Origin of the sequence: Hymenobacter sp. GOD-10R (assembly GCF_035609205.1) — a bacterium.
GTDB lineage: Bacteria > Bacteroidota > Bacteroidia > Cytophagales > Hymenobacteraceae > Hymenobacter.
On sequence record NZ_CP141184.1, the window covers coordinates 2,090,619 to 2,102,693 of the forward strand.

Sequence of the window (12,075 nt, forward strand, 5' to 3'; positions counted from 1 at the left end):
CGCCCAGCTAGCACGCGCTACTCCCTTTTCACATGCAGCACCAAGAAGTTGAACCTCCGGAAGAGCTTCGGGATACTATCAAGGATTTTTGGCATATCAGCAGAGACTTTGGCGAACGGCCAACGAGTTTTGAAGTGACGCCGGATGGCTACGCGGAAATTATATTCTATTTTGGTAGCCCCTGTAGCATGTCGACGACGGACGGCTTGCAGCTTCTGCCTTCTCCGTTTCTGGTGGGGCTGCTCAACCAACCCGTTCTGTTTTACGCGCAAAACCGGTTGGAAATCATTGGTATCAAGTGCTTTCCCTGGGCCGTATTCGAGTTGCTCGACCTGCCTTCCAGTAAAGGCGGCGTACGCATCTTTGAGCATCCTATCGCCCAGTTACAAGCCACCTTGGCAACGTGTATTCAGGTGGGTAACATAGCCGAGGCACTCACGCAGGTGATGCAGTATTTCAGACAGGCCCGGTCGCAGATGGTTACCGACCGGTTGCTCGGCAAAGCGGGCGGAGCTATGCGGGCGGCGAACGGCACTCTGCCAGTTAGCCAGGTGGCAACGGCAGCGCATGCCACGGTTCGAACGCTGGAGCGAAAGTTTAAGCAAGCGGCCGGCTACACGGTAAAAGATGTGTCGGGGCTAATGCGCTTTGAGCAGGCGCGCAACCACCTCTGGCTGGACCCAACGGCCAACTTAGCCAGCTTAGCGCAGGAGCTAGGTTATACTGATCAATCGCACCTAGGCCGGGAATTCAAACGCTACAATGGCACGACGCCTGCGGCCTTCGCCCGCAAAGCAAGACGCTGGCAACAGACCGTAAGCACCGATTTTGTCGCGTTTATTCTATCCTAGTGTTGGCGCGTTCCAGAATTTTGTAGTGCCATCAGGCTAGCACTAACGAACAAAATTGACTGGAAATGAAATCGGCAACTGGAAAGAAAGTACTCGTTTCGGGCGCAAGCATCGCCGGACTCTCAACCGCTTATTGGCTGAATAAGCTAGGGTACTACGTCACGGTGGTGGAGCTGGCAAACGAACCTAGGCTAGGTGGTGCGGCAATCAATGTGCAGGGAGAGGCATTAGCTAGCGCCAAGCGAATGGGCATATTTGAGCAGTTGAAAGCCAGTAGATTGCAGCTGGAACGGTTGGAGTTTAAAAACGCCGATGATGTAACGGAGGGCTCTATGGTGCTTCAAGATGAGGAGGCACTTCTATCGAATGACATCGAAGACATCGAAATTGAGCGCGACAAGCTAGTGCCTATTCTGGTAGATGCTCTGCGGAATGAGGTTGACTTTCTATTTCATGACCGCATCACCGCCTTGCGCGAAACAGCAGACGCTATCCAAGTGACGTTTGACCACGAGGCCCCAAACGACTTTCACTTGGTGTTCGGCTGTGATGGTGCTCATTCGGGGGTACGAAAACTATGGTTTGATAACGAACCGGAATACGTCCGTTTTCTGGAACATTATTTTTCGCTTACTATCGTAAATACCTCGCTGATAGAAGAAAATACTGCCCAACTGTACAATGTGCCAGGCAAGGGTATCATGCTGAATGCATACAATGGCAAGTCGGACATCATTTTTTGGTTCTTCTCCGAAAAGGAGATTTCGTACGACTACCGGGATGCTGAGCAGCACCGAAAAATGATTGTGGAACAGTTTGCCGGACAAGGCTGGCGAACTGCCGAATTACTGGAAGAAGTGAAGCAGGCAAAAATTTCTTACTTCGATAAGTTCTGTCAAGTAAGGATGCCATCGTGGACCAAAGGCCGTGTGGCGCTGGTGGGCGATGCCGGCTATTGCGCCTCGCCTGCGGCGGGAGTAGGGGCTTCACTAGCCATGACCGGGGCCGCGGCCGTAGCAGAAGCGTTGGAAAAGCACGACGGTAATTTTGGCCTAGCTTTTCAAACGTACAACCAAAAGCTGCGGCCATTTATTGAGGAAGTGCAAGCCAATGCCCTCACCATGTTAAGCGACTACTTTGTGCCCAAAACCGAAGAGGCTATTCACGCCAGAAACACGCAAGGCATACCCTTTTAGCAATTGCACCCCCTAGCTACTGCTAGCACGCTTCGTTTAGCGGAGTTCGGAATCCTCAAACGCGCTCTTATCGGCTCACTTATCAAGGTTCCCAGAGTTCAATCTTGTTGCCGTCGGTATCCATGATGTGCACGAATTTGCCATAGTCGGAGCTAGCAATGTCGTCCAGTATGGTTACCCCGTTTTCTTTGAGTTTGTGCACAAGCCCTTCAATATTCTGAACCCGGTAGTTAATCATGAACTCCTTTTTTGAAGGCGCGAAATAGTCACTTCCTGTTTGGAAAGGGCTCCATTGCAGATGAGTTACTTCGTCAGGATTGTTCGCACTTCTAGACTCAAAACTCGAACCCCACTCCGTAATGTCGAACCCTAGGTTTTGAGCGTACCACTCTCTCGTCTCCTTCGGATTGTCTGAAAAAAAGAAAATCCCACCAATGCCAGTGACCTTAGGGGTTGCATTGCTTGGTGCAGAAGTGTTGGGTATTACATTTTTTTGCTCTTCCATTTTATGGTCTTTTTGGTTGAGTAGCAAACTAGTAGGAACGGTTACAACTGAATAGATTATCAGCGTTAGCTCACGGTATTTTCTGTTTTTTACGGGCGTATAATCTGTAAAAACCTGTTTGAGACATGCGGTCAGGAGACAGCGCAACAAATCAGTGAGGAGCGGGAGAAGTTCTAAACTTCGTTTCGCATCATGGTCGTGTGCTGTAGCCGCCCACCTGGCTCTTAGATAGGCAAGGTATCATTCCTTCGCTACCGCTGCAATGCAAATAGCGTTTGTGTATGCATCAGGTAGTCAACGTGGTGCGCTGTGTGTGCCGCATCGGCTTGCTTTCTTTCACCACTTGGTTATAGATTGCCAGTATACGCCGACCGATAGCGTTACCTATCTTTTCTAAGCCTAGTAAAATCCGCTAAAAGTACCGGTAAAGCTGGCCTTTTTACCGCCCAGATAACCTGCCAATCGGATAGTTTTGCACGACAAGGCTACTGAGTGGCGTACGGCAGCAGATAGCTTGGCTCGTTTCTCACTTCACTTACTACAACAGCGCTATGCCTACCATCACTGTAAAAGACGGCACCGAAATTTATTATAAGGATTGGGGCACCGGCCAGCCGCTGGTATTCCACCACGGGTGGCCGCTATCGAGCGACGACTGGGACGCCCAGCTGATGTTTTTCCTCAATAAGGGATACCGGGTTATCGCGGCCGACCGGCGCGGACATGGCCGCTCGGCGCAAGCCGCGACTGGCCACGATATGGACACCTACGTGGCCGATATCGTGGAGCTAGGTGACTACCTCGACCTGCACGATGCCGTCCACATTGGTCACTCGACGGGAGGTGGCGTTGCCATTCGCTACGCTGCCCGCGCCGCTAAGGGTCGCGTGGCGAAGGTTGTGCTCATCAGCGCTGTAACGCCCCTCATGCTGCAAACTCCCGACAACCCCGATGGGGTACCAATGTCAGTGTTTGATGAAATTCGCGAAGGCACGGCCACCAATCGGCCACAATACTTCCAGGATTTTACCCTGCCCTTCTACGGCTACAACCGCCCAGGTGCCCAAGTGAAGCAGGGCATCCGTGACAATTGGTGGCGGCAGGGTATGAGCGGTGGGATCAACGCGCACTACTTCGGCATCAAGGCTTTCTCGGAAACTGATTTCACCGACGATCTGAAAAGCGTGGATGTCCCTGTGTTGGTGCTGCACGGCGAAGACGACCAAATCGTGCCTTTCCCTATCAGCGGTGCCAAGTCTATCAAGCTGCTGCAACACGGCAAGCTGATTTCCTACCCTGGTTTTCCTCACGGTATGCCCGCCACCGAGGCCGCTACCATCAATGCGGATTTGCTAGCCTTCATCCAAGGATAGAACTGCATCCCTTCGATGACATAACGAAAAGCTGCCCTATAGCTAGGGCAGCTTTTTTCGTTATAGGTCTAGGGAAAAAGGACGCTAGGAAAGAGGTTGCCTTAATTAGCCGCTTACAGAAGCTACATCTTTTGATGGGTTCGGTACAGTGCCACCCATTTTCTCTTGGTTTACCCGACCACCCTTATCTTCACCGCTTCAGTCCGCCACGTGAGATTTGAGTTGATTCCATTGCTCTATGCACCATCCTCTCCGTCAACATATTGAAAGAATCACACCGCTTTCGGATGAAGAGTTCGACTATGTACTAGCGCACTTTACCCGTAAGAAGGTACGCAAACATCAGTTTCTGATCGAGGAAGGAGAGCCGGTTCCGTATGAGTTTTTTGTTGTGGCGGGCTGCTTGAAAGCCTTCAACATCGACCGAGAAGGGAAAGAGCATATCATCCAGTTTGCGCTAGAGGACTGGTGGATAAGCGACTATCAGGCGTTCTTCAACAAGGTGCCGGCCACGATGCTCCTCAGCAGCTTGGAAGAGGGAGAGGTACTAACCATCTCGTTGGCTGACCGGAACAAGCTATGCGCGGAAATGCACAAAATAGAGCACTTCTTTCGCTTGAAAATCACGGCGGGTTTCATTGCCATGCAGCAGCGTATTCTGGCCAGCATGAACCTAAGCGTACAGGAACGGTATGAAAAGCTGCTTGCTCTTTATCCCAACCTTTCCCAACGCGTACCTAAACAGGCTATAGCGGCCTATCTGGGCGTGACGCGAGAAACACTCAGTCGCCTTCGGCGCTCCTAAAGCCGGCTAGAAACGGGAGTTTACCACTTCGGCAATAGGAGTGACGTCGACCACTTCCCGGGAGAGCAGCAACGGGACGATTGTTCCCAACACAATTCGCTGGAAATGCTCTGTTTCCCGATGGGCTAGGGCGGCTGCGGCGCTAGCGTATACTTCGTAGATATAGACCAAGTCCGACTGCGCGGTACTTACGTGAGGCTGATAGTAAAGGCACCCCGGTTCTAAGCGGCTATGCGCGACCAGTTGCGTGAGGGCTTGACGAACTACTTCCTCTTGACCCGGCTGAATCTGCCACTTAACCATGAAAAACACTTTATTCTCTTCCATGTACTTGGGAGTTTGGTAAGGATTGAAATTGAAGAGCTTGTGCGACCAATGGGCGGCACGTGAGGATGCTGCGAGTGGCGCTGTATGCCCCATTCAGGAAGATACAGGAGCAAGCTAGGTTGGCCCTACGCCTTTGGTAACTAGTTGCTAGCTGAAGTCGTCACAGGCTTCGTTTCCAACAGTTTGATCATATCCAGGGCTACGGCAGCCGCAGAAGCAGGATTTTGGCCCGTTACCAATAGGCCATCTACCACGCTGAAGGCTTGCCAGGGTTCTACTTCGGCAAAGCGCGCGCCTTGGTCTCGGAGGGCTTTTTCCAGGATGAACGGCACATCTGCAATGGCGTAGTTTCTTTCTTCCTCTTCTGTGAAGGCCGAAATCTGCTTGCCGTCGACCAGGTATTTTCCGTTGGAGAGTTTAGCATCGAGTAGTGCGACTGGCCCGTGGCAAACGGCCCCGAGAACTTGGCCACGCTCATACACCTCTGCCACGGTCTTTTTTACCAACGGGTCCTGAGCAATGTCTACCATCGGACCTAGCCCACCCGGAATGAAGACCGCATCGTAGGCACTCGCGTCTACCTCGCTCAACTTGCGGCTGTTGTTGAGACGTGCAAAGCCTTTGCCTTCGTAGAACTCCTTCATGAGCGGATCATTCGCGTCGTAGGAATCATAGGGAGGCGTTCCGCCTTGAAGCGTCGCAAAATCCACGGTGTAGCCTTGCGCAATGAATTCGTGGTAGGGGTGTGCTACCTCTGCGAAGAAATAGCCAGTTTTACGATGATTGGGGCCAATTTCGGCCGCGCTGGTGACGATAAAAAGAACGTATTTCATCTGAAATTGGAGTGAGAGTGAACTGACCTTTTGCTTGTTTGTGACGGCGCCGCAGCGGCTTGGTTTATTGATCATCCTTAAGCGAATGAGAGCTTTCCTTGCTGCTTGATGACAATGCAAAGGTGAGCCATCGAGGCAGGGAGGCGAAGGAGCTAGGTCACAAAATGCATGTGATTAATGTCACAAGGAGCCTTAAAGGCGCGCATCCGAGAAGGTGACGCGCCTGTGGTGAATCGGCCATCTTTTTTCGATTAATTCAGTGGCGAATTAGACTCGGCACCTCCGCCTGCACACTTAGGTAGAAGGCTAGGTGAAGCGGAACACGGCAGTTCAGACATGGGATATTAGGTCAGGCCATGTGCTACAAACCCATTTCGGCCAGATACCAGTAGTATGAGCTCCTGACCGTTCAGCCTACTGGTTATCCGTGAAAACCGCTATTTCCCTCATGCCGAGCTACCCACTCTCCCCACTAGCGAGAGCCGGCGTGCTGGTACGTTCCTTATCCTTACCCGCTCCGGAAGCCGAGCATTCGCACCGAGCCCCACACCGTGACGCGCACTACCTGTTGGTGTTACTGCAGGCGGGAGAGCTGCGGCTGACGCTGGATTTTGAGGACCTAGCTCTGGCTGGGCCGACGTTGCTGCTCATCAGCCCCGGTCAGGTGCACCGGCTACGCGAGGCGATAACGCCTCAGGGCTGGGGTGTCAGCTTTGAGCCTAGCTTAGTAGACGAACAGGCCCGCGACTTGCTGGAGCAACGCTTGCGGCAACCGCTACCGCTAACCGGGCACTTCACGTTTGAGGGGCGGGCCAATACCTTGCTAGCATTGCTAGCCGACTGCCAGACGGAGGTAGCGGCTAACGCCCACAGCGGGCCAATGCTACACGCATTATTGGCGGCGCTGCTCCACTTGGTGGCCGGACTACTGGCCCCGCCGGCCACCAGCGCTGAGGTGAGCATTACCCGGGGTGAAGCCTTGCTCGATGGTTTCCGGCAATTGTTACGCCAGCACTTTACAACTTGGAAGCAGCCTGCCCAGTATGCCGCAGCTCTGGCTGTAACTCCGTCGCACCTGAACGATACGGTTAAGGCATTGAGTGGCTCCTCGGTGAGTACGCACCTGCAACAGCGTACCATTCTCGAAGCGAAGCGGTTGCTCTATTACTCCGACCAAAGCGTCAAGCATATTGGCTACACCCTAGGTTACGACGAGCCCGTGTACTTTGGCAAGCTCTTCAAGAAAGTTACTGGGCTGACACCCCAACAATTTCGGCGTACTATCCGCGAATAGGACTACTATTGCCGCCTCTGGGCCTACTTTTCAAGGTAAGGAACCCGCTTCCTTTGCTAGCATACTTCACCCTCTTTTTCGTATGCTACTTGCTTCTGACACGGCAGCTATTCACGCTGCCATTCGCGCCGCGGGCGACTTGTTTCTGCCGAATTTTCGCCGCTTACCCGTGCCCCAGACGATGCCTGACTTACAGGCACGTCTTGCCGATATCGAAGCCCGTTGCTTGGCCGCTCTGCAAGGCGCGCTGGCGGAGGCCTTCCCTAATACTCCCTGGCTGGCGGCTGACGAGTTTGCCCTCTCCGCTGACGCCACTGCACTGCCAGCCGAGTACTGGCTCTGCGATGCCATGGACGGAGCCATCCAATACGTGCAACAGCTGCCGGGCTGGACCATTAATCTCGTGCTGATGCGACAAGCAGAACCCATCTTCGCGGCCATCTACGACCCGCTGGCTCAGGAGCTATTTTGGGCCCAGGCAGGAGCTGGTGCCTTCGTGAACGAGGCTCCGCTGCACCCTAGCACCAAGCGCGAGCCAGGAGGTATGGTCGCTGTATTTGAGCATACCCACGGGCTAGACCAAGATATGATGCTGCGTCAGCGGGTAAGTCAGGGTCTAGAAAACTTGCTCGGCAACTACGGGGTGGTGCGCAACTATGGCCCACACGGCCTACAGCTAGCTTATATAGGAGCGGGCCGGCTCGATGTGTTCTTGCAAGTGGGACGCGACCTAGAAAACTGGCTTCCAGGACTGCTCATTGCGCGCGAGGCCGGCGCTGAGGTGCTGACGGCTGCCGGCCAGCCCTGGCACTGGGCGGCTGATAGTCTGCTCGTCACCGCGCCGGGCCTAGGGAGTGCCTTTGTATCATATGGCTATGATAGTCAGTAGTATATACCAACACCTCGCATGGCATGCGCAGCGACTTACTCATGCCGTTTCTGTAACGGCCCTTCCCACCAACGCTTTTGCGGTAACGGCGCCCCGAGTACCACTGGCTGACCTAGGTAAGGGGTAGTGAGCTGTAGGTTAGGGTGCGCGGTTGCCGCCGCGGTTGCACGCCGCACCGACTCGTTCCAAGCGTGGCGAGCTTCTGTGAAGGCGCCCCAGTGCACGGGCAGCATCACACGGGCGCGTACATCCAGCGCGGCTTGCACGCTTTGCTCTGGCTTCATGTGAATCTCGGCCCAATCATCGTCGTACTGTCCGCATTCAACCAGGGCTAGGTCGAAGGGGCCATACTGGCGTCCGATTTCGGCGAAATGAGTGCCGTAGCCACCGTCTCCGGTGTAGAACAGCCGCGTGCGAGAGGCTCGAACTACCCAGGAGGTCCACAGGGTGGAGTTGCGATTTCCTAGGCCGCGCCCCGAAAAGTGGCGACTGGGCGTGCTGATCAACGTGAGGCCAGGTAGGCGTACACTGTCGCCCCAACTCACTTCCCGGATGTGCTTTGGGACCACGCCCCAGGCCCGCAGATGAGCTCCGATGCCGAGCGGTACGCAGAACAAACCTACCTTATCCTTGATTTTCTGCACGGTCTGGTAGTCGAGGTGATCATAATGGTCGTGCGAGATCAGCACCGCTGCGAGGGGAGGGAGTTGCTCGGGACGGATGGCTAACTCAGGATTGTAGCGCTTCGGCGTGGCCCAGCGCACGGGGCCCATGCCAATGCTTAGCATCGGGTCGAGCAACAGGTTCTGGCCGGCAATTTCCACTAAGCTTGCCGAGTGGCCAAACCAAGTCACGCGTACCAGCTCGGGCGTTTTGCGGGTGATTGTCAGCGAATCGAGCGGTTGCCAGGGGAGGGGTCCTGTTGGTTCCGCGTCCGGCACGGTTTGCGTGAGAAACTTCCACAGAACGCCGACGGTGCTCCCACCAGTCATCACCTGAGTAGGTTGCAAGTTCTGAAATTCGCCGTCTCGATAGTGACCCTTCTGAGCGAAGGCTAGGCGTTCATCTTTGGTGGGCTTGCCGCCCAACTCGGGGCTCAGGAACAGGAAGGCCACGGCGGCCAAGAGCACGGTCCCAACCAGCCCGCCGGTGGTCATAAAGAAATGCTGGAAGGATCTGCGCATGCTTGGCGTTGGTTGATAAGGGCCTACTTATGACTTTGTCGCTATTAAGCAAACCTGCATAGGTCGAGTCGGCGTACTACTTCAAGTAGTTGCTTGCCAGAATCTCTGGAGAGCTGTCTGCAAGAGTAACCGGTCAAATGTAAGGGATGAACTAACTCATTAGGTCTGAGTGAGAGCTAGCAATTGTGTGTGATGCTCGACCTAATTACTGATTAAGACCAACAATACGGCTACACCGAATGCACTGCCGTGGCTTGCTCGGGCAGCCAGGAAATTAAGGTAGCTAACCTATTCCCTGGCATGTGGCCTATACTAGTCTGACTTACGCCCGGTCGCCTTGGCGAAACTGCCGGGGCGAGATACCCATTACCTTGGTGAACACGCGGGAGAAGTAATACACGTCGGCGAAGCCTAGCTGATGAGCTATTTCCTTGATGCGCAAGCTGCTATCGGTAAGTTGCTGGCAGGCGTGTTGCACCTTCAAAAAGTTGAAAAACACAATGGGCGGCCTCCCCACCTGTTCCCGGAACAGTGTGGTATAATGCGACGCCGACAAGCCCGCTTGCGCAGCTAGTTCCTGTACCGTGAAGCTACTCGTTAGGTGTTCACGCATGAACTGGATAGACTGCGTAATGCTCCCTGCGGCAGAAGAAGGCTGCGCAAGCTGGCTGACGGAAGGCAACAGGGAGAGCAGAAAATGCCCTAGGCGTGCGCTGGCCTGCACCATACCTGCTAGGGTAGCGGTCAGCGTGAGCTGCGAAAAAATAGCTTCGAATAACTGAAACCGTTCCTCCGTCGGCCGGATGGTGGTGGGAGCTTCTGGCGCCTGCTCTTGCAAATGCGCGTGCAAGACGGCCGCCTGCGTGCCGGCAAAGTGTAACCAGTAAATCGTCCAGGGTGTGGCTTCGTCGGCGCCGTACTTGTGGGGCACGTGCGCGGGCAAAATGACCCATTGGTTGGCTCGGAGCGGCCGTTTTTCAGCGTGGTTTAGCTGGTACCAACCACTGCCCTGCACGCAGTAGAGCAAGAGGTGCTGGGCACTACCGGCGCGTCGGTTTCGCTTGTGGGCACGGGCCACGGGGTAAAATCCAATATCGGTGACGTAGAGACCCTGGCACAGCGGGTGCTGAGCGGCTTCGTGTAGCAGCGTTACCGGTAAGCTATAGGCTCGTTGCCCCTGAAATCCCTCTTTCATGGAACGTAAAGGTAGCTAAAGCGGCGACCGTTGTATCGTCCATCTTTTCGTTGGAAAAGCTATTTCCAAGCGGTAGCTAGGTACTCATCTTTGCAGCAGGTCAGGGATACTTCTTAGCGACTATCTTACCGCCCTAGGATTACCCGAACCCGCTCTCGTGCTACTAGCTGAGGGATGAACTTCCTGTCTGCTGAGCTTCCCTCCATTCCCACCCGTGCCTATGGCTTCCTTCTCATCCGTGCCTGCTACCCCAGCAGTGGCATTTCACTCGGCTTATATCGTTGGTATTGCGTTCATCGCAGCCCTAGGCGGCTATCTGTTCGGCTTCGACTTTGCAGTAATCTCTGGGGCGCTGCCCTTTCTGCGCCAGCAATTTGCGCTTACGGCCTGGTGGGAGGGTTTTCTAACTGGCTCGCTGGCGCTAGGCTGCATGGTTGGATGTCTAGTGGCCGGGCAGCTGGCCGACCGCTATGGTCGGCGGCCCGGCCTGCTGTTAGCGGCGGGTATCTTCGCGGTATCGTCGCTGGCGATGGCTCTGGCGCCGAGTTTGACGCTGTTTGTAGTGGCACGCTTTGCCGCCGGAATAGGGGTCGGGATGGCATCTATGTTGAGCCCGCTCTACATCGCCGAAGTATCGCCGGCCGCCGTGCGGGGCCGCAACGTGGCGATTAATCAGCTCACCATTGTGGTGGGCATTTTGGTGACAAACCTGGTGAATTACTTCCTGGCGGATCAAGGCCCAGACGCTTGGCGCTGGATGTTTGGGCTGGGCGCGGTGCCGGCCGTACTGTTTCTGCTGGGAGTGCTGTGGCTGCCCGAAAGTCCACGCTGGCTGGCCCAGGCGGGGCAAGTGGCACGTGCCGAAGCCGTGCTGCACAAAATCGGCAATCCGGCGTTTGTCGAAACCACGTTGGCTGGGTTGGACACGCGAGCAAATAGTGACGAACCTAGGGCTCGGTTTGGGGATGTGCTGGGCGCCGATGTGCGACCAGCTGTAGTGGTGGGGGTAGCGCTAGCCGTGTTCCAGCAGTTTTGTGGTATAAACGTGGTGTTTAACTACACCTCTACCATCTTCGCGGCAGTAGGCGCTGACCTAAACCGTCAACTGCTCGAAACCATCGGGATTGGGGTTGTCAACCTAGGTTTTACACTAGTAGCCATGTTCTTGGTGGATAGGCTAGGGCGGCGGCCGCTGCTGCTGTTTGGCTCGCTAGGACTGACGATAAGCTATTTGGCACTGGCCTTCTTGCTCCAGACCCACGCTGCGCCAGGGCTAGTGTCGGTGGTAGTGCTGGCGGCCATTGGTACCTATGGGCTGTCCTTGGCCCCAGTAACCTGGGTTGTGATTTCTGAGATTTTTCCGACCCGCATCCGGGGCGTAGCCTCGTCGGTAGCCACGGTGGCGCTGTGGGGTGCCTACTTCATCTTGGTGTTCACGTTTCCGATTCTGGCTCAAGCTATTGGCACCTACGGGCCCTTTTATCTCTACGCGGGTATTTGCCTGCTCGGCTTCTTCTTCGTGCGGGCCAAAGTGAAGGAAACTAAGGGGCAAACCCTGGAGCAGCTAGAGGGCACCTTCGCCCGGCACTAACTTTTGGATAGCGAACAAGCTAACAGCGAATA

At 54.8% G+C, this 12,075-nt stretch carries 12 protein-coding genes; 7 read left to right on the forward strand and 5 right to left on the reverse strand.

What is annotated here, in order from left to right; genetic code table 11:
- Window positions 1-32 precede the first annotated feature (32 nt).
- Both SD425_RS08490 and SD425_RS08495 read left to right on the forward strand, forming a co-directional pair.
- Window positions 33-851, forward strand: coding sequence for a helix-turn-helix domain-containing protein (locus SD425_RS08490; protein ID WP_324677424.1), 819 nt, complete (start codon window positions 33-35; stop codon window positions 849-851).
- 65 nt (window positions 852-916) lie between these two features.
- Window positions 917-2,047, forward strand: a complete 1,131-nt coding sequence (locus tag SD425_RS08495; RefSeq protein ID WP_324677426.1) for an FAD-dependent monooxygenase — start codon at window positions 917-919, stop codon at window positions 2,045-2,047.
- Between the two features lie 82 nt (window positions 2,048-2,129).
- On the opposite strand, the gene SD425_RS08500 is transcribed toward SD425_RS08495, so the two are convergent.
- Complete coding sequence (locus tag SD425_RS08500) at window positions 2,130-2,552, reverse strand: VOC family protein (RefSeq protein ID WP_324677428.1); 423 nt, start codon at window positions 2,550-2,552, stop codon at window positions 2,130-2,132.
- Window positions 2,553-3,103: 551 nt separating this feature from the next.
- Between SD425_RS08500 and SD425_RS08505 the strand changes: the two genes are divergently transcribed.
- Window positions 3,104-3,925: an alpha/beta hydrolase gene (locus SD425_RS08505; protein WP_324677429.1), complete on the forward strand. Its 822-nt coding sequence runs from the start codon at window positions 3,104-3,106 to the stop codon at window positions 3,923-3,925.
- 238 nt (window positions 3,926-4,163) lie between these two features.
- Entirely contained in the window at window positions 4,164-4,730 is a 567-nt protein-coding gene (locus SD425_RS08510; protein WP_324677431.1) for a Crp/Fnr family transcriptional regulator, read from the forward strand.
- Window positions 4,731-4,736: 6 nt separating this feature from the next.
- Here the strand turns inward: SD425_RS08510 and SD425_RS08515 are convergent, their stop codons facing one another.
- Together SD425_RS08515 and SD425_RS08520 are read right to left on the reverse strand one after the other, a co-directional pair.
- The gene (locus tag SD425_RS08515; protein ID WP_324677433.1) at window positions 4,737-5,057 is read right to left on the reverse strand and encodes a putative quinol monooxygenase; all 321 of its coding nucleotides are present in this window, start codon (window positions 5,055-5,057) and stop codon (window positions 4,737-4,739) included.
- Window positions 5,058-5,197: 140 nt separating this feature from the next.
- Complete coding sequence (locus tag SD425_RS08520) at window positions 5,198-5,890, reverse strand: type 1 glutamine amidotransferase domain-containing protein (protein ID WP_324677435.1); 693 nt, start codon at window positions 5,888-5,890, stop codon at window positions 5,198-5,200.
- Between the two features lie 427 nt (window positions 5,891-6,317).
- Here SD425_RS08520 and SD425_RS08525 point away from each other — a divergent pair, with 427 nt between their 5' ends.
- Together SD425_RS08525 and SD425_RS08530 are read left to right on the forward strand one after the other, a co-directional pair.
- A complete protein-coding gene (locus SD425_RS08525) occupies window positions 6,318-7,184 on the forward strand; it encodes an AraC family transcriptional regulator (RefSeq protein ID WP_324677438.1) in 867 nt (288 codons plus the stop codon).
- Between the two features lie 82 nt (window positions 7,185-7,266).
- Window positions 7,267-8,073, forward strand: coding sequence for an inositol monophosphatase family protein (locus SD425_RS08530; protein WP_324677440.1), 807 nt, complete (start codon window positions 7,267-7,269; stop codon window positions 8,071-8,073).
- 35 nt (window positions 8,074-8,108) lie between these two features.
- On the opposite strand, the gene SD425_RS08535 is transcribed toward SD425_RS08530, so the two are convergent.
- Complete coding sequence (locus SD425_RS08535) at window positions 8,109-9,257, reverse strand: MBL fold metallo-hydrolase (RefSeq protein ID WP_324677441.1); 1,149 nt, start codon at window positions 9,255-9,257, stop codon at window positions 8,109-8,111.
- Window positions 9,258-9,579: 322 nt separating this feature from the next.
- The gene (locus SD425_RS08540) at window positions 9,580-10,452 is read right to left on the reverse strand and encodes an AraC family transcriptional regulator (RefSeq protein WP_324677443.1); all 873 of its coding nucleotides are present in this window, start codon (window positions 10,450-10,452) and stop codon (window positions 9,580-9,582) included.
- 220 nt (window positions 10,453-10,672) lie between these two features.
- On the opposite strand from SD425_RS08540, the gene SD425_RS08545 reads away from it, so the two are divergent.
- Window positions 10,673-12,043: a sugar porter family MFS transporter gene (locus SD425_RS08545; RefSeq protein ID WP_324677445.1), complete on the forward strand. Its 1,371-nt coding sequence runs from the start codon at window positions 10,673-10,675 to the stop codon at window positions 12,041-12,043.
- Window positions 12,044-12,075: the final 32 nt, after the last annotated feature.

Coding starts and splice junctions, on each gene's coding strand:
- SD425_RS08520 (WP_324677435.1), bottom strand. CDS start 5,890: ATGAAATACGTTCTTTTTATCGTCACCAGCGCGGCCGAAATTGGCCCC.
- SD425_RS08545 (WP_324677445.1), top strand. CDS start 10,673: ATGGCTTCCTTCTCATCCGTGCCTGCTACCCCAGCAGTGGCATTTCAC.
- SD425_RS08495 (WP_324677426.1), top strand. CDS start 917: ATGAAATCGGCAACTGGAAAGAAAGTACTCGTTTCGGGCGCAAGCATC.
- SD425_RS08535 (WP_324677441.1), bottom strand. CDS start 9,257: ATGCGCAGATCCTTCCAGCATTTCTTTATGACCACCGGCGGGCTGGTT.
- SD425_RS08490 (WP_324677424.1), top strand. CDS start 33: ATGCAGCACCAAGAAGTTGAACCTCCGGAAGAGCTTCGGGATACTATC.
- SD425_RS08505 (WP_324677429.1), top strand. CDS start 3,104: ATGCCTACCATCACTGTAAAAGACGGCACCGAAATTTATTATAAGGAT.
- SD425_RS08540 (WP_324677443.1), bottom strand. CDS start 10,452: ATGAAAGAGGGATTTCAGGGGCAACGAGCCTATAGCTTACCGGTAACG.
- SD425_RS08500 (WP_324677428.1), bottom strand. CDS start 2,552: ATGGAAGAGCAAAAAAATGTAATACCCAACACTTCTGCACCAAGCAAT.
- SD425_RS08515 (WP_324677433.1), bottom strand. CDS start 5,057: ATGGAAGAGAATAAAGTGTTTTTCATGGTTAAGTGGCAGATTCAGCCG.
- SD425_RS08530 (WP_324677440.1), top strand. CDS start 7,267: ATGCTACTTGCTTCTGACACGGCAGCTATTCACGCTGCCATTCGCGCC.
- SD425_RS08510 (WP_324677431.1), top strand. CDS start 4,164: ATGCACCATCCTCTCCGTCAACATATTGAAAGAATCACACCGCTTTCG.